At 45.9% G+C, this 21,949-nt stretch carries 14 protein-coding genes; 4 read left to right on the top strand and 10 right to left on the bottom strand.

Going from position 1 to position 21,949, the window contains the following annotated elements; translation table 11 throughout:
* Positions 1-39 precede the first annotated feature (39 nt).
* From QE357_RS06345 to gldA, 3 genes are all read right to left on the bottom strand, one after another.
* On the bottom strand, positions 40-1,482 hold the full coding sequence (locus tag QE357_RS06345; RefSeq protein WP_309706440.1) for a SusD/RagB family nutrient-binding outer membrane lipoprotein: 1,443 nt from the start codon (positions 1,480-1,482) through the stop codon (positions 40-42).
* Between the two features lie 78 nt (positions 1,483-1,560).
* Positions 1,561-4,740 (bottom strand): SusC/RagA family TonB-linked outer membrane protein, encoded by a 3,180-nt coding sequence (locus QE357_RS06340; protein WP_309706439.1) that lies wholly within the window; start codon positions 4,738-4,740, stop codon positions 1,561-1,563.
* 545 nt (positions 4,741-5,285) lie between these two features.
* Complete coding sequence (gldA, locus tag QE357_RS06335; RefSeq protein WP_106636344.1) at positions 5,286-5,993, bottom strand: gliding motility-associated ABC transporter ATP-binding subunit GldA; 708 nt, start codon at positions 5,991-5,993, stop codon at positions 5,286-5,288.
* Between the two features lie 288 nt (positions 5,994-6,281).
* Here gldA and QE357_RS06330 point away from each other — a divergent pair, with 288 nt between their 5' ends.
* Together QE357_RS06330 and QE357_RS06325 are read left to right on the top strand one after the other, a co-directional pair.
* The gene (locus QE357_RS06330) at positions 6,282-7,874 is read left to right on the top strand and encodes an amino acid permease (RefSeq protein WP_106636343.1); all 1,593 of its coding nucleotides are present in this window, start codon (positions 6,282-6,284) and stop codon (positions 7,872-7,874) included.
* 30 nt (positions 7,875-7,904) lie between these two features.
* Complete coding sequence (locus QE357_RS06325) at positions 7,905-8,348, top strand: Rid family detoxifying hydrolase (RefSeq protein WP_307142415.1); 444 nt, start codon at positions 7,905-7,907, stop codon at positions 8,346-8,348.
* A 93-nt stretch (positions 8,349-8,441) separates the two neighbouring features.
* On the opposite strand, the gene QE357_RS06320 is transcribed toward QE357_RS06325, so the two are convergent.
* The 5 genes from QE357_RS06320 to panD all read right to left on the bottom strand — a co-directional run bounded on the left by QE357_RS06320 (position 8,442) and on the right by panD (position 11,642).
* Positions 8,442-8,594 (bottom strand): hypothetical protein, encoded by a 153-nt coding sequence (locus QE357_RS06320; protein WP_157830284.1) that lies wholly within the window; start codon positions 8,592-8,594, stop codon positions 8,442-8,444.
* Positions 8,595-8,764: 170 nt separating this feature from the next.
* Positions 8,765-9,451 (bottom strand): zinc metallopeptidase, encoded by a 687-nt coding sequence (locus QE357_RS06315; protein ID WP_106636342.1) that lies wholly within the window; start codon positions 9,449-9,451, stop codon positions 8,765-8,767.
* Positions 9,452-9,603: 152 nt separating this feature from the next.
* The gene (gene rfaE2 / locus QE357_RS06310; protein ID WP_106636341.1) at positions 9,604-10,086 is read right to left on the bottom strand and encodes a D-glycero-beta-D-manno-heptose 1-phosphate adenylyltransferase; all 483 of its coding nucleotides are present in this window, start codon (positions 10,084-10,086) and stop codon (positions 9,604-9,606) included.
* Positions 10,087-10,158: 72 nt separating this feature from the next.
* The gene (locus QE357_RS06305) at positions 10,159-11,160 is read right to left on the bottom strand and encodes a lysylphosphatidylglycerol synthase transmembrane domain-containing protein (RefSeq protein WP_106636340.1); all 1,002 of its coding nucleotides are present in this window, start codon (positions 11,158-11,160) and stop codon (positions 10,159-10,161) included.
* Between the two features lie 131 nt (positions 11,161-11,291).
* A complete protein-coding gene (panD, locus tag QE357_RS06300; RefSeq protein ID WP_106636339.1) occupies positions 11,292-11,642 on the bottom strand; it encodes an aspartate 1-decarboxylase in 351 nt (116 codons plus the stop codon).
* A gap of 707 nt (positions 11,643-12,349) precedes the next feature.
* On the opposite strand from panD, the gene QE357_RS06295 reads away from it, so the two are divergent.
* Positions 12,350-15,277, top strand: coding sequence for a TonB-dependent receptor (locus tag QE357_RS06295; protein ID WP_309706438.1), 2,928 nt, complete (start codon positions 12,350-12,352; stop codon positions 15,275-15,277).
* Positions 15,278-15,284: 7 nt separating this feature from the next.
* On the top strand, positions 15,285-16,736 hold the full coding sequence (locus tag QE357_RS06290; protein ID WP_309706437.1) for a RagB/SusD family nutrient uptake outer membrane protein: 1,452 nt from the start codon (positions 15,285-15,287) through the stop codon (positions 16,734-16,736).
* Between the two features lie 371 nt (positions 16,737-17,107).
* Here the strand turns inward: QE357_RS06290 and glgB are convergent, their stop codons facing one another.
* Together glgB and QE357_RS06280 are read right to left on the bottom strand one after the other, a co-directional pair.
* Positions 17,108-19,087 carry a 1,4-alpha-glucan branching protein GlgB gene (gene glgB, locus QE357_RS06285; protein WP_106636337.1) on the bottom strand — a complete coding sequence of 660 codons (1,980 nt, stop codon included), beginning with the start codon at positions 19,085-19,087 and terminating at the stop codon, positions 17,108-17,110.
* Between the two features lie 392 nt (positions 19,088-19,479).
* Complete coding sequence (locus tag QE357_RS06280; RefSeq protein ID WP_309706436.1) at positions 19,480-21,942, bottom strand: endonuclease MutS2; 2,463 nt, start codon at positions 21,940-21,942, stop codon at positions 19,480-19,482.
* Between the last annotated feature and the right edge of the window lie 7 nt (positions 21,943-21,949).

The following is a 21,949-nucleotide window of genomic DNA, read 5'->3' as shown; positions in this document are numbered from 1 at the left end:
GTGCCGGGCTTTGATTTTTAAACAGAACTCTTTTTAAAATTACTTCGCAAACCAGAGTTTAAGTTGCATGGTATTACCTCCTCCCATGCTAGCTAAAGCCGCTTTCATATTGGCACCGTTTAGGTTCTCTTCCGAAGAAGGATAAGGTAAACGTGTAGGGATCATGTTGCTGTTGTAATTAATGGCAGGAGCCTTGAGAGCTGGAACGCCCGTTCGGCGAAATTCCGTCCAGGCTTCTATACCCTGACCGAACAAAGCAATCCACTTTTGCTCTAAAACTTGATTGATTGCCTGATTAGTATCAGAGCTCAAGGTAGTAGTATAGGTGGAAGGGATGCTCAACCCATACTGATCCATAGAGGCTTTGATTCCCGCCGCATAGTTTGTTTCAGCAGTTCCGGCAGCCGTCACACCCCGTAGAGCTGCTTCGGCCTTGATGAAATTCAATTCAGCAAAGGTCATGAGAACCGAAGGCGAAGTGGCCGCTACAAAATAATCCCCTACTTTAGAAGTCTTGGCTAACCCAAGTGCCCCGGCTTCCGTATTAGATAAGCCATTGGGAACGCCCACATAAGCTCCGTTGACTTTATTGGCGTAAACCGCCAGACGAGGATCATTCAGAGCTTGCAGTTTATCCGTGAGTGTTTTCGACACTCGATGATCATCTCTGGTTTTACGGTTCTGATTGATCGGGTTGTTGTTGGGAGCATCCGTTAAATACACCAGTTTCGCATTATCACTCACCGCAGTCATCACCGGATACTTCGTGGGGTCACTCAAGATGCGGGTCATTTCAGCTTTTACATCAATAGGAGCATCCGACTTGGCAAGCATTCGGTTCAATAAACGCAAGCTCAGGGAGTTGGCAAATTTTTTCCATTTGGTCATGTCTCCTCCGTAGATTAAATCTGCGGCGGTGTTCACCGTTTTGGTATTAATTAACTCACTGGCAGTTTTTAAATCTTTCACTAATCCCGCATAGACATCTTTCTGAGCGTCGTATTTGGGGTAAGTGGTACCCTTGGTTCCTTTCAGGGCTTCCGAGTAAGGAATGTCGCCGTAAATATCCGTTAACTGGGAAAAGAAATACGACCGCATGATTAAACCAATGGCCTGATAATTTTCATTTCCACCCGCTTTACCCAGGTCAATAATCTTCTCGAAATCAGCATTCGCTTCAATGTACAGGTTTTGCCAAGGCGTGTCTTGTACGTCCGTGGTGAAGTTGTACTGATCAATTTCCGTATACTGAATACGAGCCCAGTGCTGGGACCAGCCCGATCCTACGTCCTGTCCGAGTGATCCACCCCAAATCGTATTCACGCCTACGCGAATTCCGTGTGGCATCAACAATTCGGGTGGTAAAGAAGTAGGATCATTAGGGTTGGTATTGATTACATCAAAGTTTTTTTCGCAACCGCTTGCCAGAAATAACCCTGCTATTAAGGCCGCTGAGTACGAAAGTTTATGGAAAAATTTCATATAAATACGATGTTTCGAGTACTGTTAATTCGAATAAGTTCCCAGTATTTCCTGCTTTTGAAATACGTTTTCTCCCTTTTACAAACCGAATCCGACATTGAATCCAATGCTCCGGGCTGAAGGCAGGTTACCATTCTCGAAGCCCTGAACGTTTCCGTCTCCGTAATAGCTGGTTTCAGGATCAATGTGTGGTACGTTACTGTACAACAGAGCGAGATTTCGTCCTACTGCCGATACTGTAATGTTACGGAAGGGTGTTTTGCTAACCCAACGGCTAGGAATGGTATAGCTTATCCGCAGTTCACGCCACTTTACGTAACTGGCGTCAAACATGTAATTCTCGTTATTATTGCGATTATAGAAATTGTGGTAATAGTTTTCGGGAAGTACAACTGCCTTCGTATTCTTGGTATAAGTAGTTGAGCCGTCTGCATTCTTGGTTTCAGTAACCCCAGGAGCTACGATATTACCTGTTTCTCTGCCGGGTAAGGTTTCTTTCAGCACACCTGTGTAACGACCAATGTTAATCCCCTGCGAGAAAATCTGACCGCCGAAACGCATGTCGAACAGGGTGCTAACCGAGAAGTTTTTGTAAGTAATGGCCGTTTGAAGACCTCCCGTCCATTTAGGCATAATGTTGCCAATTACTTTGCGGTCGGAAGACATAACAGGATAACCACTAGCATCGATAATGGCCTGTCCGTCAGGAGCACGACGTGTATAGGTACCGTAGAAATTTCCGTATGCATACCCAGGACGAGCTTCCAGAATGACATTACGCAACAAAGATCCGGTGTTGATTTGGTAGCTGCTAAGCCCCCCTAAATCCACTACTTCAGAGCGGTTACGGGCATAGTTCACGGTTACATCCCAGCGAAAACCGTTGTCCAGCTTAATCGGTGAAGCAGAGAGTTCAACTTCAATACCTGAGTTACGAATCTTTCCACCGTTAATTACCGTGTTGTAGTAGCCAGAGCTTTGAGGAACGTTCGCCCGTAAAATCTGGTCAGACGTAGATTTGTCGTAATAGGTAATTTCTAGGTTGATTAAGTTCTTAAACAAACGGGTTTCAATCCCAGCCTCAAAAGCCTTCGTCATTTCTGGCTTAAGATTACTGTTATAGATTAAGTTGTTTTCTGAGAAAGTAGTAACTGACCCCCAGGCATCTTCAGCCTGGTATACCTGCTGGGTTGCATAAGGATCCGTGTCGTTTCCTACTTGAGCCCAACCGGCACGAGCCTTCAGATAAGACAACACTGGAGACTGCAAATTGAGAGCATCCGTCAGGACCGCACTTCCAGAAATGGAAGGATAGAAATAGCTAGGATTGGCGGGTAATGTGGAAGACCAGTCATTACGGGCAGTCAGATCCATAAACAAGTAATCGCGGAAGGAGAAACTAGCTTGTCCGTAGACAGAGTTAACCACTTTCTTCGTGTTACGATTGTAAACGTTTGGACGTACAGCAGAGTTGGCAATGTTGTACAGGTTAGGAATTCTTAACTCAGGAGCCTGTAAATAATCCCGCTGGAAATAATTGTAACGATGGTTCCCTCCGACACTGACCGTAGCCTGAAAATCACCGAATTTACGATCACCCGTCACTAAGAAATCCGTGTTCGTTTCCTGAACGTATACATTATCCTCCGCAAATTCACCGTTAACCAGTCCTACTCCCTTCGCACGTTTAGTGATGCGTCGATCCATTCCGAAATCAGTACCCGAACGACCCATTACTTTAAGCCAAGGCAATAACTGATACGTTAATTGCACGTTCCCTACCACTCGATCCTTATCGTTGGCATACGTCTGACGATTTAAAACGTAGTAGGGGTTATTCCAGTAATTGGAGTTCCAGTTTCGTTGTACAGGCCATTGGCTGGGATCTGTTCCCGGCACCACATCCTGCTTCAGGTCTTCCAGATCTACCTGACGGCCAAACCATATCCAGTAGAGATTGAGGTTCTGACGGTTATCCGACCCGTCTTTGATGTAGTTTACCGCAGCTCTGGCGTGTAGTTTCGGGGTCAGGTTATAGCCTGCGTTAAATGACAGGTTTTTCCGCTTGTAATTGGTGTTGGGGTACATCCCCTTTTGATACAAATTGGTAAAGGATAAGCGAAAATCCCCTTTATCACTGCCACCTGTGATGGCTACGTTATTGGTTGTGGTTAAACCCGTTTCATGGAAATTCTTTACGTTATCAGGATGAGCTACCCAGGGAGTTGGAATACGTTTACCCGTTGCCGGATCAATAGGTGAATTAAACTGAGCAATGAGTCGACCGTCCATTTTAGGACCCCAGCTTTCATCTACGCCATCATTTATTCCACCACCTTTGCCGTCTACATATTCAAAAACGCCGCCGCCGTAGGTTCCATCGGAATTTAATTTACCAAATCCCTGTCCGTATTCATTTTGCCAGTCCGGGAGGCGAAACGGACGGTCAAATGTCACGTTGGAATTTACTGAGATACCAATTCCTTTGGAGCCTTTTCCTGATTTGGTAGTAATCAAAATAACTCCATTCGCAGCCCGCGATCCATACAAAGCCGCCGCATTTGCTCCTTTCAGTACAGAAATATTATCAATGTCATCAGGGTTAATGGCAGAAGCTCCGTTTCCGTAGTCTACCGTTACGTTATTCGTATTAGTAGCTGAAGCATTAGCGGCTGTATTGTAGCTTCCATTATCAATGGGAATACCATCCACCACAAACAAAGGCTGGTTATTACCACCAATGGAGTTCGCTCCGCGTATCATAATCCGGGAAGAGGCTCCAGGCTGGCCATTCGAGTTTGTAACCTGAATACCCGCAATTTTCCCCGAAAGAGCATTGACCAGGTTAGTAGGCCGGGCCTGCGTAATTTCTGAGTTCTTTAAATCCTGAACATTATAGCCTAAGGCCTTTTTATCTCGCTCAATACCCAAAGCGGTTACTACTACCTCACTTAAACTGCTGGCACTCATTTGCAGCGAGACATTTAGCTCACTTTCGTTACCCAGATTAACTTCTTTCGTAACAAAACCTACATAACTAAAAACTAGAACACTACCAGATCCCACGTTGATCTGATAGGCCCCGCTGCCATTGGTCGTGGTGCCTTTGTTCGTTCCTTTCACCGAGATGGAAACTCCGGGCAACGGCTGACCATCTTCTGTCGAAGTAACCAGCCCGGTCAGTTGCCGATCCTGAGCGGATACTTGCAACCAGAGATTAGTCAGCAGAAATAATAAAAAAGATAAACGTTTCTTCATAAGTATATGCTACTCGTTTATAAGTGGAAAATAAGGAGTCAGCCCACTTCTCACCTGAGAAGCAGAATCAGAAAATCAAAGCAGAAAAAGAGAAGAAGCCTAACTTAGAAGAGGCAGAGAATTAATATAAAATTGTTGCATAATTTTGGTTAAAACTAAATGGAAGAAAGACGTTGCGACTACAAACACATCCGAATGCAAGTCAATATTACAACAACATCATCTATTTTCAAATAATATTTCAGTAAATATTGATTTTCATTACATATAACACATATTAAATACGTTTACACAGAATAAAAATCTAAAATGAACATATGATAGTTACATATTATTCTAATCCATTGATTTATATTTTTAAACCTCTTTTTAGAATAATTGTATAATTATTTAAACATATGCATCATTTAAAAACCAATCTAAAGCCATTTTTTAAATACCAGCAATAATACAGGCCTATAGAAACCTAACAATCAAAACCCATAAACAACAAAAAAAGCCTTTCTGGATTAGAAAGGCTTTCCACATAGTAAATAGTTATTGTATCATACAGTTAATTCACGGAACAGTGCTTCCAGCGATTTTCCCGTTTGTTTCAACGATTCAATGGTATCGTTCGCCACTAGTTTTCCGCGTTTCAGGATAATGGCCCGGTCACAGATGGCTTCTACTTCCTGCATGATATGCGTTGAAAATAATACCGTTTTTTCCTGACCAATAGCCTTGATAACCGACCTGATCTCCACCAGCTGATTCGGGTCTAGCCCCGTCGTGGGCTCATCCAGAATCAATACCTGCGGATTGTGTACCAGAGCCTGAGCCAGCCCTACCCGTTGTCGATAGCCTTTCGAGAGCTGCCCGATGCGTTTATGCTGCTCCTGCCCCAGGCCTACCTGCTCAATTACGTCTTTTACCCGGTGCGTCAGTACCTCCCCTTTCAATCCGTACATTTCGCCAACAAACCGCAGAAACTCTTTTACGTACATGTCCAGGTACAGCGGATTATGCTCGGGCAGGTATCCCAAATGCTTCCGAACGTCCATTGAATGCTGCGTAACGTCATAGCCCGCCACTTCCACCGTTCCACTGGTAGGGTGCAGATAACCCGTAGCAATTTTCATAGTCGTGGATTTTCCAGCTCCGTTAGGGCCCAGAAAACCGACGATTTCGCCCGGCTTCACTTCAAAACTGAGCTGATCCACTGCTTTTTGCGGACCGTATATTTTGGTTAGATCTTTGACAAGAATAGACACGCGAGAAGGCTCTAGTAAATGGAATGTTCTCTAAATCAATTAAGGATGCAAAGTAAAACGCGAAGCCTGGAAAAACTGATATATCTTTCCACAATTCCCAGAATCTCGGCATTTCGTCGACCTCCAGTCTTGAATGCTTAACGGGATTACCTATTTTTACCTGAATATTCACTTCGTCGCGAGCAATTTTCTACTTTTTCTGGAAAGAATAGGTTCATTTTCAGACCCTAAGGCATTGAAACAGTCGAGTGCTCCCATATACCTTATCACGAAACACCTTTAGCAGCCGTGGCCAACGACTCCCTTTTTCGTAAAAAATCAATTCAACAAGTTCTGAACAACGACGCCACGGGCGAGTCACACGGCTTGACCAAAATCCTCGGTGTTCGGGATTTAACCTCGCTGGGTATTGCGGCTATCATCGGAGCCGGGATTTTCAGTACCATCGGTCGAGCCAGTTTTGACGGCGGCCCTGCCGTTTCCTTACTTTTCGTCTTTACCGCGATTGCCTGCGTTTTTACGGCTTTAAGTTACGCTCAGTTTGCCTCGACCGTTCCGGTTTCGGGCAGTGCTTATACGTACGCTTATGTGTCTTTCGGTGAAATTTTCGCCTGGATTATCGGCTGGGCGTTGATTCTGGAATACGCCGTTTCCAACATGGTAGTTGCCATTTCCTGGTCGGAATATTTTACTTCCATGCTGGCGGGCTTCGGTCTTCATCTTCCTGACTGGTTAACCTCTAATCCCTTCTCGGCCAGCGAGGCCGCTCAGGCTTCGGCCCCTACCCTCGGCGGCATAAAGCTGATTCTGGACCTTCCCGCTGGTCTAATTACCGTCTTGGTTACCGCTCTGGTTTACATCGGTATTAAGGAATCCAAGAACGTGAGTAATATGCTTGTAGCTCTGAAAATGGCGGTTATTCTACTGGTCATCGGAGCCGGAGCTTTTTACGTAAAACCCGAAAACTGGTCGCCCTTTGCCCCGAACGGCGTGGGTGGTGTGCTTAGCGGAGTAGCCGCCGTTTTTTTCGCTTTCATCGGATTTGACTCGATCTCAACCACCGCCGAAGAATGTAAAAATCCCCAACGCGACATGCCGCGGGCGATGATCTACTGTCTGATTATCTGTACAATTATGTACGTCCTGATTACGCTGGTGTTAACGGGAATGGTGCATTATAAAGAATTGAACGTTGACGATCCACTGGCGTATGTTTTCCATAAAGTAGGTTTTGATTTCATCGCCGGGGTTATCTCCGTATCGGCAGTAATTGCCATTACCAGTGCATTATTAGTGTATCAGTTAGGTCAGCCCCGCATCTGGATGACGATGAGCCGCGATGGACTGTTATGGCCCATGTTCTCCAGAATTCACCCCAAATTTCATACGCCTTCGTTTGCTACGATTGTAACCGGTTTTGTGGTTGCCATTCCTTCCATGTTTTTCGACATGGGTTTCTTCATTGACCTGACCAGCGTGGGTACGTTCTTCGCGTTTATCCTGGTTTGTGGCGGGGTATTGTACATGGATTATCAGGGCTTAAGCACGTATTCCAAGTTTCGAGTGCCTTACGTGAACGGGAAATTTATCGTAGGAATTGGCTTTGTAATTGCCCTGGCCTTTGCCATTTACTCGGGTCATTTTGTACTGGCGATGGAAGAGAAACCGCTGTTATTCGTATTCTGGCTGGTTTTTGCTACGCTTTCGGTGATGAGTTACCGTTATAACTTTTCATTACTTCCCGTTTTAGGCATTCTTACTAACCTCTACCTGATGACCGAACTCGGCATTCTGAACTGGGGGGCGTTTGTGGCCTGGCTTATTATTGGTCTGGTGATTTACTTTAGTTATGGCCGTCAGCATTCAAAACTGGCGAAGTAAGTTTTATTCTTTCCCTATAACGCTGAACGTATGATTCGTCGCTTGCTTCTGATTACGTCTATTCTTGGGTATTCCAGCTTTGCCTGGGCTCAAAAGAAAATTCATCATTCAGAAATGGCCCCTGCCCCCATCGGTCCTTACAGCCAGGCTGTGGAAGCCAATGGTTTGGTGTTCGTTGCCGGACAAATCGGAATTCACCCGAACACTAAAAAGCTGGTAACGGGTGGCGTAGAAGCCGAAGTTCCTCAGATTATGGAGAACATTTTAGCCATTCTGAAAGCCGCCCACCTGGATTATACAAACATTGTTAATACGACCATCTACGTCAAGGATTTGTCCGATTTTCAACGAATCAACACACTTTACGGAAAGTACTTCCAAAGTAATTATCCCGCTCGTACCACCGTCGGTGTGTCTGATTTACCTGCCGGAGCAAATGTAGAAATTACGGTTATCGCTGCCCGAATGAAATAAAAGAGGTCACAAAAAAAGACGGCTGGGATTTAGCCAGTCGTCTTTTTTATAATTTATAAGTTTCTTTCTTTCGGCTAAGGCCAAAAGCCTTTCCTAACCGTTAAGAAGTTTCCAGTCGTTAAAGAACTTATCTCCCGAAACACTCATCGGTAAGCTAGGCTTACGAAGAACTTTGGTGTTTCGAACTGGTTTAAAAACTAAACCAAGTTTGATAAATAAGCGACGAGTAGCGAAGGAATAATTCATGGCTTTTACGGTATTGAATGGTTATAATATCAATGAACGTCTTTAGCTCGTCTGATAGTATTCTTCACATAACCAAAATACTATGCCAAAGCTCTTTTTATCGACGAAAAACCATAAAAAAAAGTCTGACCCTCACGAGTCAGACTTTTTTGTGGTAGCTCCCTCAGGGATTAATCATTACGGCGACCACCCATTAACAAGCTAACATAGTACAGTAAAGTGGCCAAAGAACCAATGGCAGCTACTACATAGGTGCGAGCCGCCCATTTCAGGGCATCCGCCGCCATCGTGTGTTCCCGAGGAGTTACCGTCCCGGTGCGTTCAATCCAGGCCAGAGCCCGGTTCGATGCATCGTACTCAACGGGAAGAGTAATGAAGCTAAACAGCGTGGTGGCTGCGAATAAAGCTACCCCAATAGCCAACGGGATGGGTGTGGTATTGAGTAAAAAAATACCCGCCAAAATGATCCATTGCATCCAACTGGAAGCAATACTCAGGAAAGGTACCATTGAACTTCGGAATTGAAGCCAACTATAAGCCGTTGCGTGCTGTACAGCGTGACCGCATTCGTGAGCAGCTACGGCGGCGGCAGAAACGCTTCTTCCGTAATAAACGTCATTACTCAAATTTACCGTTTTATCGGCGGGGTTGTAGTGATCCGTCAACTGTCCTTCTACGGACAACACCCGAACATCGTAAATGCCGTTATCATGCAGCATTTTTTCAGCAATTTCTTTTCCTGAAAGGCCATTAGCCAATCCTACCTGAGAGTATTCCGTGAATTTACTTCGCAGTCGCCAACTCACTAACGAACTGACAATCATCACGACTATACCAATTAAATATGCTCCTGCCATAGTTATAGTGATTTATTAACTTGCTTTGCTTGAGTTTGAGGGTTTGATTCTAATGTAACAACGTTTGAATCAATCATAGAAAGTTAGCCAACTAGATTATACTTTCTCCAACTATATCAAACCCGGGGTTCTATTAAACTTCCTCAAACTCATCAAAAGTTATTCTTGATTTTCTCAATTAACGAAGAAGTCGAAAAACCTTGTACTAGAGGTATCGTTTTCACTTCTCCTCCATTACTTAACACAAAATCCGAACCAACGATAGTTTCTACGCTGTAATCGTCGCCTTTGACCAAAATGTCAGGATTAATGGCCTCAATCAGCTCTTTTGGCGTGGGTTCATCAAACAAAATGACAGTATCCACAAAAGCCAGAGAAGCAATCAACCGGGCACGGGCATACTCATTAACTACTGGTCGAAGTGGTCCCTTGATTCGGGAAACCGATGCATCGGTGTTTAACCCCAGTACCAGACGATCCCCCAGATTGCGGGCTTTTTCCAGGTAATCCACATGGCCCAAATGAACGATATCGAAGCAACCGTTAGTAAAGACAATTTTCTGGCCGCTCGTTTTCCATTCTACTAACTGGGGAATGGCTTCGGCAACGGTTTTAATCTTGGAAGCGGTATTCATAAGGCTTGCTTTCTATGGACAATACTCGTGGATTAAATCACGATTCTGATTCCTTAAGTAACTCTATAATAACTATTCCTCAGCAATTGTTTTCGGGCTAGACCGCGTTAAAAGCGATACAACCAGGAACACTAAGCCAATCGCCAGGGTGCTGATCATTTGCGAACTTTGGATAAAGGTAGCCAAAGTACCGCTGTCAGCTTCGGGTATTTGATAGATGGAATGCAAGGCAAAAGCTACAAACGCATTAAACGAACCCACGCCGCCGGGTGTAGGCAAAATCATGGCTAAGGCTCCGGTCGTTAACGTAGTTAGGGCGACCAGCGGCGATAGATCAGCAAACTTGGGAATGGCGAAAAACAAAACGTAACCCATCAGCCAGTACATGCCCCAGATCATGCAGGTATAGAACAGAAACCAGCCCGGCTGACGGAGATTGCGGATGCTCAATAACCCCGATAACAGCCCTTGGCCTGCCTTGGCAAGTTTCTGAACAACAGCCAGTTGAAGCAGACGTTCCCAAAGAAAGAAGACGGCTATTCCTCCCATCACAACGATTCCTAATACAATCCAGATCAACACCGGCACGCCCGAATCCGATTCTGGAGTAGACGAAGTTGCCCCCTGAATGAATGTCAGTAATCGGTTAAAGTCCAGCAGGAGATTCAGGCCTAATAATAAAAAGAGAGAAACCACGTCGAAAATCCGTTCGGTAACGACCGTTCCCAAAGACTTTTCAATGGGAATACCATCGCTTTTGTAGAGCGAACTGCAACGGGTTACTTCACCCAGACGAGGGACGAGGTTATTCGCAAAATACCCCAGCCAGACAGCCGTATTGGTGTGAAAGAACGAAGGTGTATACCCCATGGGTTCCAGCAGAATACGCCAACGGGCAGCCCGGCTACCGTGGGCCACAAAGGTTAGTAGAATCATTAATCCAACCCAGCGAAAATCGGCCTGCGAAACATCCGCCCAAAGCTGCTGCGGGTTAATGGTGCCGGAGTGAATGGCAAACCAGATCAAGCCCACAGCCAGGCCTACAAATACTAAATATTGAAGTGCTTTCTTCATTGTTCTTAATTACTATCGACAGGTTTCCGGCAAAAATAAACGAGGTGACCCGTTTCCGAATCACCTCGCCCTAAAACTCTTGCGGTCTTTTCACGATCAGAAGAAAAGATTCTTCGCTGAAAAGCTCCTTTTTATTTAACCAAACGATTGTTAGCATCTGGGAATACCACCGTTGGCTTATGCACTTTTGCTTCTTCGGGCGTCATCAGAGCGTAAGCCATGATGATAATAATATCTCCCACCTGGGCCCGTCGAGCAGCGGCTCCGTTGAGACAAATGGTCCCACTTCCTCGTTCGCCAACAATGACGTATGTCTCAAAACGCTCGCCATTGTTGTTATTAACAATCTGTACTTTTTCGTTTTCCAGCAGGTTAGCAGCCTCCATTAAATCCTGGTCAATGGTAATGCTACCTACGTAATTCAGCTCCGCCTGCGTTACCCGAACGCGGTGAAGCTTTGATTTCATAATAGTCAGGAACATTCGTGTGTATTGTTTCCAAACCCCCAAACGCGTCAGGGGCCGGCAAAGTTCGGTAAAGTTTTTCAGGAATAGTCATTCGCCTAAAGAAAAGACCTTATCCACTTTGATTCAGTCAAATTAATATCAAATAGAACCTATTTATAAAAAGCCCATTCATTAACCCTTTTAAAACCTATTTTAAACCACTGATACCAAATATTATTTTGCATTATCTTCTTAAAACAGATCTATTATTTCAGGAAGTTCTTAAGCAGCCAGATTATAACCAAGTCCTACTTCGTACTTAGCGTAGGCATAGAAAAATTATTATTATTTGTGCAAACGGTTGTTCATCCCATAACAAACGTTTGCACATTCATAGAAGCTGCTTTTCGCCGTTTCTGAGCTCTCAGAGCCTATTGCATTCCGTCTTTTGCTTCGTAATTTCATAGCAGAAACACCTGACAATTGCCATTCATTTGCTTTGTTATTAATAAAACTAATGCGGGAAATTACTCTACTCTAAACCTTATTTAATTAGTACCGGAGATACACATAGAACTTTGCTCTGATGGGTATCTCCGCTTTCACCCTGGTGCTGACTGTCTGCAGCATTCACGCCTCCGTACTTGAAATGTACCATTACCAAGCCCATCCAGAAGTGTGCTTAAGGGGAAGATTATATCCCAATTTTTCTGATTGTTCTATTCACTGATCTACTTAAAACCATGAAACAATTCTCCCTTGTTTTACTTGGGCTGATGATAAGTCTGTGCAGTTACGCTCAGCAGTTATCACTCTCAGGAACCGTTCGTGACGATACCGGACAGCCTTTACCGGGTGTAAATATTCTGGTTCGGGGCACCACGCAGGGTACAACGACTAACGCCAACGGTCAGTTTACGCTTCAGGTCAGTTCGGCAGCTACGCTGGAATTCAGCTCGGTGGGTTACCAGACGTTGTCTGTAGCAGTCGAAAATCGCACTTCGCTGGACATTTCCCTGCAAAAATCAGATACGCAACTGAATGAAGTTGTGGTAATGGGGTATAGCTCCACGACGCAGAAAAACATGACGGGTTCGGCTCAGGCGATCACGCCCAAGAACCTGAAAGATGTAACGGCCAACAGCGTTTCACAGATGCTACAGGGAAAAGCCGCGGGAGTGCAGGTGGGAACTAACTCGGGGGATCCACGAAGTGCTCCCAAGATCATCATCCGCGGGGTGGGAACGCTTACGGCCAGCTCTGACCCCCTGTACGTGGTAGACGGCGTTATCGGTGGCATTCCGAACCCGAGTGATATTGAATCCATTACGGTCCTGAAAGATGCTTCCGCCACCGCTTTGTACGGAGCAAGAGCTTCCAATGGCGTCATTGTTGTAACTACCCGTCGCGGGGCAGCGGGAAAAACAAAAGTAACCGCCCGCTTCAATAAAGGCGTGGGTCAGTTGAGTCTGGGAAATTTCCGGTTGATGAATGGCCCGGAATTATATGCCCTGCAAAAACAGGCTTTTGAACGCGACCGCCCCGGTCAGAATGTGAATGACTTCTTGCCTACTCCCGAAGCCAATGCGAATACCAACTGGTTTGATCAGGCTTTTCGGACGGCTTCTAATACGTTAGCCGAACTCAACGCCTCGGGCGGATCAGAAAAGAGTCGATTTTTTGTGAGTGGTAACTATTATCAGGAAGAAGGTATTCTGAAAGAAACGGGTCTGGATCGTTTCGGAGCACGGCTGAACTTCAACCATGACGTAACCCATAAACTGCATTTCACCGTTAATGCCGCCGGAACGTATACCCGTGGGTACGACAACAGCGGTGGTTCGCTGTACGGAGCATACACGTATTTGCCTTACGACGATCCTTATTACGAAGGTCAGCCTTATAATCCTATCACCGGGGCCAAACGCTGGTACGGACGCGACAACGCTAACTTCATTTATAACCAGCAGTTTGAAAAATTCAATGAAAACACTCTGGCAGGCGATTTGCTTTTCAAAGCTGAATATGAATTATTACCCTGGCTAACGCTTTCTACAACCAATCGGGCCCAGACCAGCATTTATTACAGTGAAAGTAGCCAGGATGCCCGTGGCAATAGTGCGGCTGACGTGCAAGGCCGTCTGAGTCAGTTTAATAGTCGGAATTACACGTTATTAACCTCCAATTTATTACGCTTCAAACATGAGTTTGCGGGTGGTCACAGCCTCGACGGACTGGCGGGTTATGAATACCAAACCTATTATTACCAATCGCTCGGAGCAACGGGTAAGGGTATTTACTCGGGTCTCGACATTCTGGATGCAACCTCCCAGCCCGAAAGCATCGAAGGAACTAAGACCGATAACGCCTTTTCCTCCTATCTTTTTCAGGCTAATTACGGGTACAACGACAAATATATCGTAACGACCTCTTTCCGGCGGGACGGTTCTTCCAAGTTTGGCCGAAGTAAGAAATTCGGGAATTTCTACGCCGTCGGCTTAACCTGGAACGCCAGTAACGAGGCTTTTCTAAGTAATAATCAAACCATTAGCTTACTGAAATTTCGGGCAAGTTATGGAACCACGGGTAACGCCGACGGTATCAGTGACTATGCCGCTCAGGGTTTGTATGATCTGACGGATCAATACGCGGGCGTTCCTTCAGCTTACCCTATTCGTATCGAAAATCCGAATCTTTCCTGGGAAGTCTCCAATAACGCTAACCTGGGGGTAGATCTAACGCTATGGAAACGCCTTTCGATCACCGCTGATGTCTATAACCGACTGACCAATAATCTTTTATTTAATCGGCCTTTGCAGGGAACCAGTGGTTATGCCTACATCACCGAAAACATCGGAGCCGTTCGTAACCGGGGTCTGGAGCTCGTTCTTTCGGGCGACATTATCCAGAAAAAGGATTTTAAATGGCTCATGGAAGTAAACGCAGGTATGAATCGCAATGAGTTAACAGAGCTTTACGGCGATCGCACGTTCGTTGCGAATGGCTTACGCCCCTTTGCTCTGCATCAGCCGCTGAATAGCTGGTACACCCGTCGCTGGCTCGGCGTGGATTCACAAACGGGCAGCCCCACCTGGGAAAAACGAAATACGGACGGTAGTACCAGCTCTACCACAAACTATAACGAAGCCACCCTGCAATTCATCGGCACGAATGCGAACCCCAAACTATTTGGCGGTATTCGGGAAGTTCTTACCTGGAAAAATCTGGAGCTGAACGTCTTCTTTACTTACTCAACCGGAGCCATGATTTACAACGGCGACCGCCAGTTATTCGACAGTGACGGAGCTTATGATCGGTACAGCCTGATGGCTTTATCGAACGGATGGTCCCGCTGGCAACAACCGGGCGATGTCGCCACGCATCCTAAATACGTGCTGGGTGGTAATAATAACTCGCAGCGACCTTCTTCGCGGTTTATTGAAAGTGGTAATTACCTGCGGTTACGTAACATTAGCCTGAGTTACGATTTCCCGTCAGAACTCATGCAGAAGGCCAAACTGGCGGGTCTTCGCCTGACGGCCTCGGCGGATAACTTATTTACCCTCACGAAATTTTCAGGAATTGATCCTGACGTTCCCGGTACGGGCGAAGTAGGGACGAAATATCCCTTCAGCAAAAAGTTTGTCTTTGGTGTTCAACTTAGTTTCTAATTCAGCGATGAAGACTTTTCATACCTTACGAATCTTCCCTCTTTGTCTGGTCCTGCTGAGTTCATGCAGCATTGACAAAAAGCCTTACGACGGCCTTTCAGAGTCGGAGTTATTAACCAACACCCAAGGCTTGCGGGCCGCTACGGATGGTAACTATTCCATCATCAAGCAACAGGATTATACCCGGAACCTGTACATTATGAATGAGTATCAGGGGGATAATATTACGCTCAGCGGAACGACGACGGATCCTTTATTTCTGACTTACACGTATCGCCATACTTCTGATCAGGCGAATGCCTTACAAATTTACCGGAAAGCCTATGCCGCCATTATTGGCTGCAATAAAGTTATCACAGCGGTTCGCGAAGGGCAATCGACGGAAACGGATCAAATTCTTGGGGAGAATCTTTTTCTGCGGGCCATGATTCATTTCGACCTGGTACGGCTTTTCGGAAGACCTTATACCCAAAGTCCCGAAAGTAATCCCGGAGTTATTATTAAAACGGATTTAACGCCGGATGATAACGCCAGCCGGGCTACGGTAAAGGAAGTATACGACTTCATTGTAACGGACCTCAAGAAAGCGGCAACGCTAATGACGGTTGATAAAACCAGTAGTTATGCTTCGGCAGCAGTAGCTCACGCCTTATTATCAAGGGTTTATTTGTATCAAAACCAAAACGATCTGGCTATTCAGGAAGCGGATTTAGTTATTAATAGCGGACGATATACCTTGGCTACGCCCACGCAGGTTCCTGATTATTATACCCTTGAAAATCAGCAAAATCCTGAAACTATTTTTGCGATTACGCATACGCTGAAGGATGATCGAACCTGGAGTGCCATCGGTTCGATGTATTATACCTCGCCGGGCGGCGTAGGCTGGGGAGAGGTATATGCCTCACAGGCGTATCAGGATTTGATTAATCAATTTTCTAATGATAAACGTCGTTCGTTTCTGGTTCGGAAGTTAACTTCTACGGGTGCTCAGGAAAAGCGAAATGGGATTGATAAGGTTTACATTACCAAGTTTTCCAATCAGGGTGGCATTCCGACTTTAAGTTCTCCCGTAGTGTTACGTTTATCAGAAATGTATCTTAATCGAGCCGAAGCGTACGCAAAAAAAGGGCAGAATGAACAGGCCATTGCAGACGTTAATAAAATCCGCACGCGGGCGGGGCTGACGGGTAACGAGCTTTTTACGACGGGTAATCTGAAAGGCTTAGCTACCGTTCTGGACGTCGTATTGCAGGAACGTCGGTTAGAACTTGCCTTTGAAGGACATCGGGCTTTTGATTTGTATCGCAATAACCGAAGTTTGGTGCGGAATTATCCAGGGTATCACAACACCCAAACCGGCCAGCAAACGGTTCCTCCCACGGATAAACAGGTAGTGCACTTAATTCCTGAATCAGAAATCGTATTGAACCCGAATCTGAAGCAAAATCCATTATAGTTGTTAGTCTTCGGTTGTTAGTTTTCCGTTTTCTTTACCCTTAACAATCGACCTGGCAGTATAAGCAGGATGACACTAAGTAACTGCTGCCAGCAAAAAAGCTGGCAGCGGCAGCAAAGAGATAGACTTGATTTTAAGCTTGTTTTCTACTGTTCTCTATTTCTTTGCCATAACCTCTCGGTCTATCCGCTGCCAACGTGGCCCGGCCAGCTTTTCGCTGGCAGCATAAGCTGGTCAACCAAGTAACTGCTATCAACGAAAAAGCTGGCCGAACCACGCTGCCAGCGGCATTAAAAAGAGAGGCTCGGTTCAAGAACCGAGCCTCTCTCTTATTCAACTCAAAGTAAAAAACTCAAAACATTAACACTCTATTACCATACTTTAAACACTACGCCTGATAAAGGAGGGATGTTGATACCGATGGAATAAGCTTTACCCTGCCAAGCGATTTCTTCGGCCATATACGTTCCATTTTCATACTGACCCGTACCCCAGAAACGAACTGAATCTGAGTTGAAGATTTCGGTGTACATTCCTTGCATGGGTACACCCACCCGGTAGTTCGTACGCGGAACGGGCGTCATGTTGAGGGCTATTACCAGCGTTTCTTTCGGGCTATTGCCTTTACGCGAATAGACTACTACTGTGTTTTCTTTATCCTGCGTATCTATCCATTCAAAGCCGTCGGCAGTAAAGCTTTTCTCGTATAAGGCTGGCTCTTTTTTATAGAGAGCATTAATTTCCGAAATCAGGTTTTTCATACCCTGATGCGGAGCATATTGCAATAAATGCCAGTCAAGCGATTGCGTGAAATTCCATTCGCTGGTTTGCCCGAATTCACCACCCATGAAAATCAGCTTCGTGCCAGAGTGCGTGAACATGTACGTATACAGCAACCGAAGGTTTGCAAAACGCTGCCATTCATCGCCGGGCATTTTAGAAACCAGGGCTTTTTTCCCATACACCACTTCATCGTGCGAAAGCGGTAACATGAAGTTTTCTGTAAAGCCATACACTGTGCTGAACGTAAACTGATCCTGGTGGTACTTCCGGTAAGCGGGATCTTTTTCGAAGTACTTGAGGGTATCGTTCATCCAGCCCATCATCCATTTCATTCCAAAACCTAACCCACCGGTATACGTGGGACGTGAAACCCCAGGGAAAGCAGTTGATTCTTCAGCAATGGTTTGAGTATCAGGATACTCCCGGTAGATGATAGTATTTAGTTCCTTGAATAACGAAATCGCTTCCAGGTTTTCTCTTCCACCAAAGACATTGGGAATCCACTCGCCCGCATTCCGTGAGTAATCCAGGTATAACATCGAAGCTACTGCATCAACCCTCAAGCCATCGACATGGTAACGGTCCAGCCAGAAAATGGCGTTTGAAAGCAGGAAACTTCGAATTTCGTTTCTTCCATAGTTGAAAATATACGATTTCCAGTCGGGATGATACCCCTGACGAGGATCTGCGTGCTCGTACAAGTGTGACCCGTCAAATCGATAAAGACCCGTCAAATCGCCGGGGAAGTGACTCGGTACCCAGTCAAGCAATACGCCGATTCCGTTCTGATGCAGTTTTTCAATCAGCATCATGATTTCCTGCGGAGAACCGTATTTGGTATTTGCTGCGTAATACCCCGTAATCTGGTAACCCCACGAAGGTTCGTAGGGGTGTTGCATGATGGGCATGAACTCCACGTGCGTGAATCCACATTCCTTGACATGCTCCACCAGACGATCGGCAAATTCAGGAATGCGTAAACGGCGATCGGGTTCGTTCGGGTCCCGAAGCCAGGAACCTAAATGCACCTCATACACGGACATCGGGGCATTCAGTTTATTCTTTTCTCCCCGTTCTTCCAGCCATTGGTAGTCCTTCCATTCATACCAGGTATCCCAAACCACACTGGCGGTAGAGGGTGGCTCTTCCCAACGCAGGGCGTAGGGATCGCCTTTTTCCATTTCTTCGCCCGAGTTGGCTACAATGAAATACTTATACACTTCGCCATTGCCTACGTTTGGAATCCATCCCTCCCAAATTCCTGAGCTATCAAGACGAACATATAACCGATGCGTTCCGCGATCCCAGTAATTGAAATTCCCAATGACTGATACGTAACGGGCGTTGGGTGCCCAAACGGCGAAATACGTTCCCGTTACGCCCTCATGCTCCATTACGTGTGAGCCGAATTTTTCGTAGAGTTTAAAGTGTTTGCCTGAAGCAAACAGGTGAATATCAAATTCCGTAAACCGACTGATGGGTTCTACTGGTTTGAAAGTTACAGGTATTTCTGCCGAAACTTCGGGAATAATCTCCTGAGGTTGAGGTTTAGTGTTTGACTTCGCCATAAGGATGGGCTGCAAATGAATAAACGAATCTTTGGGATGAAAAAGATAGCATTACCGACCGGCGTAGGTTCTACTTCCAGTGTAAGTAACTAAAATGAATCGCTTTGGTTAAAAATGCATCATTCTCTTTGTATGATCGTCTGGTTACTTAAAAACGCTGAACCAGTATTTCCACTTGTAAAGCTGCAAAATAGCACTTTCCTGTGAATCTTCTGGGTTGTGCTAAATAAAAGGGGGCGAAGTTATTTCTGAGTCGAAATAACCCCGCCCTCTCTTAAACAAGTGGCCCTAGTTTTACCCAGAGTTGGCTAACCAGTTAACTGCTTCGAGGTGGTTAGCTAAAAAGCATGCGTAACTATTGTCATTACAATTTTGTCCTTGTAATGACCTTCTTACTTCATTTCAACAATGGTAACCCCTGCTCCACCCCGATCCGGGTGCTCGTCGGTCATGCGGCCTACCTGCGAATACGTACGCAAGTGATTGCGGATGAGCTGGCGTAAAATACCGTCTCCTTTTCCGTGAACGATTCGTAACTCAGGATAACCCAGCATGATGGCATCATCCATGAAATTATCAACTTCAACCATGGCCTCTTCGCCACGTCGTCCGCGAATGTCCAGATTAAACGAGAAGTTTACTGCTTTTTCATTGAGGTCAACGCCGGTCAGCTTGGCCCGGGGTTTTTCCTCACCCGTAGCGGCCTTGAATTCTTTACGGCTCACTTTTTCGAGGCGATTAACCTTGAGCGTAGTTCGTAAATCACCAATCGCTACGACGGCATCTTTGCCTTTCAGCTCCAGTACTTCACCCACGGTATTCTGGCCTTTCACTCGAACCAGCGAACCCGTCGTAATGACTCCGCCCACTACTTCCACTTCATTCACCGGAGCCGCTTTCGGGGGAACGATCACTTCTTCCTTGAGCTGTTTGCTGGAGAAATCCGTTAACTGCTGACGAATTTCTTTCGTAGCCAATTTTTCAGCTCCCTGTTCCCGAATTTCACGAATCGTGTTTTCGATCTTCGCATTAGCTTCCCGCAGCAATTCCTTCGCCTGAGCCTTAGCCTCGTTGAGTAAACGTTTTTTCTCGGTATCGAGGTAATTCTTCAGCGTCTGGTATTGTTCGGTTAACTTATCCAGTTCGTTTTGCCGCTGTAAATTCTGAGCATTTCGATCCTGAAATACCTTTTTCTCGATCTCCAGCTCTTTCGAAAGTTTTTCGAAATTAACCTGATGCCGATCCAGCTTCTGGCGGGCCGCATCAAGTACAGGCTTGGGTAATCCAATTTTCCGACCAATTTCAAAGGCAAACGAACTGCCGGGCTTGCCCGTCTCCAGTTGATAAAGAGGCTCCAGGTGTTCGGCATCAAAACGCATGGCTCCATTTACTAGGCCATCCGTCCGGTCTGCGAAGGTTTTCAGGTTGGAATAGTGCGTGTTAATCACGCCATAGGCTCCCGAACGATTGATTTCGTTTAGAATACTTTCAGCAATGGCTCCGCCCAGGCTCGGCTCGGTTCCCGTTCCAAATTCATCGATCAGGAACAACGTTTTCTTATCCGAATGAAGCAGAAAATGCTTCATATTGGTTAAGTGTGACGAATACGTCGAGAGGTCATTTTCCAGACTCTGCTCATCACCGATGTCCATGAATAGATTGCGGAAGAGTCCAATCGTAGAGAAATCATCTACGGGAACCAGTAATCCGCATTGGAACATATATTGAATCAGACCAATGGTTTTCAGCATTACTGATTTACCCCCGGCATTGGGGCCGGAAACCAGTAAAATCCGTTCTTCGTGATCCAGTTTTACGTGCAAAGGCACTACGTTCCGGCCCTGTTTCTGATAACTCATCAGTAGCAAAGGATGCCGGGCTCCGTGCCAGTCAACCAGCGGTTTCTGCACGAAATGCGGGGCATTCGCGTCCATTTCCAAAGCCAGTTTTGCTTTAGCCCGGATAAAATCAACAATCCCAAGGAAGGTGTAGGCTCGCTTGAGTTCTTCGGTATAGGGCCGGACTTTAGAAGTTAACTCCATTAAAATCCGCACAATTTCCCGACGTTCCCGCGATTCCAGTTCCCGGATTTCGTTATTCGATTCTAAGGCATCGGCAGGTTCCAGAAAGACCGTTTTTCCTGAATCGGATTCATCCTGCACGAAACCACGAATTTTGCGTTTATGCTCCGCCACCAGTGGAATTACCATCCGGCCATTCCGCACCGTCATGGTAGCCCCTTCGGGCACCCAGCCGTTTTGCTGAGCTGTCCGAAGCATGGAGTCGAGCGTTCGCCGCAGACGGCTCTGTTCGGCAATTAACTCCCGGCGAATGTGCTGCAACTCCGCCGAAGCATTATCCCGCAGGCGACCGCGATCATCGATAATCCGGTCAATCTCTTTCAGTAACTGCGACAATTCATCGCTTTTGCTGCGACGGGGTTTGTCGTCATCGTCTGTTTTACGCTCCTGAAAAGCCTGCGTGGTCAGCTCCCGTAAATGCGGAAAACTGGGTTCTTCTTTAGTCTCAAAAAATCGCTGAATGCTCTGAATCGTTCGCAGCGATAATTTAAGATCAAAGAATTCTTCTTCGGTTAAAAAAGCCCCTTCAATACGAGCTTTGGCAATTTGCTGGTTAACATCAATGTAATTTGACTGCGGAAAATCGGGCTCGTGAGCCACGACTTCCTTCATTTCTGCTACCTGCCCGACCATCTTCTGAATCTGGTCAAAGCGGTCAGAAAAGCGTATTTTCTCCACAAACGACCGCCCCAGCGAAGACAGACAAGCCTCGCTAAGCATCTGACGAATCCGGTCGAATCCGAGTTTTTCTTCTATGTTTTTAGGATAAAGCAACGTAGTT

The organism is Siphonobacter sp. SORGH_AS_0500 (genome assembly GCF_031453245.1).
In the GTDB taxonomy this organism is placed as follows: domain Bacteria; phylum Bacteroidota; class Bacteroidia; order Cytophagales; family Spirosomataceae; genus Siphonobacter.
The sequence above is the reverse complement of the archived record's forward strand: the minus strand, read 5'-3'. Positions and strand labels throughout refer to the sequence as shown.

Excerpts from the sequence above, each read along its gene's own strand:
- QE357_RS06345 (WP_309706440.1), bottom strand. The coding sequence starts at position 1,482 with ATGAAATTTTTCCATAAACTTTCGTACTCAGCGGCCTTAATAGCAGGG.
- QE357_RS06340 (WP_309706439.1), bottom strand. The coding sequence starts at position 4,740 with ATGAAGAAACGTTTATCTTTTTTATTATTTCTGCTGACTAATCTCTGG.
- QE357_RS06325 (WP_307142415.1), top strand. The coding sequence starts at position 7,905 with ATGATTCGTCGCTTGCTTCTGATTACGTCTATTCTTGGGTATTCCAGC.
- QE357_RS06320 (WP_157830284.1), bottom strand. The coding sequence starts at position 8,594 with ATGAATTATTCCTTCGCTACTCGTCGCTTATTTATCAAACTTGGTTTA.
- QE357_RS06315 (WP_106636342.1), bottom strand. The coding sequence starts at position 9,451 with ATGGCAGGAGCATATTTAATTGGTATAGTCGTGATGATTGTCAGTTCG.
- rfaE2 (WP_106636341.1), bottom strand. The coding sequence starts at position 10,086 with ATGAATACCGCTTCCAAGATTAAAACCGTTGCCGAAGCCATTCCCCAG.
- QE357_RS06305 (WP_106636340.1), bottom strand. The coding sequence starts at position 11,160 with ATGAAGAAAGCACTTCAATATTTAGTATTTGTAGGCCTGGCTGTGGGC.
- panD (WP_106636339.1), bottom strand. The coding sequence starts at position 11,642 with ATGTTCCTGACTATTATGAAATCAAAGCTTCACCGCGTTCGGGTAACG.
- QE357_RS06295 (WP_309706438.1), top strand. The coding sequence starts at position 12,350 with ATGAAACAATTCTCCCTTGTTTTACTTGGGCTGATGATAAGTCTGTGC.
- QE357_RS06290 (WP_309706437.1), top strand. The coding sequence starts at position 15,285 with ATGAAGACTTTTCATACCTTACGAATCTTCCCTCTTTGTCTGGTCCTG.
- glgB (WP_106636337.1), bottom strand. The coding sequence starts at position 19,087 with ATGGCGAAGTCAAACACTAAACCTCAACCTCAGGAGATTATTCCCGAA.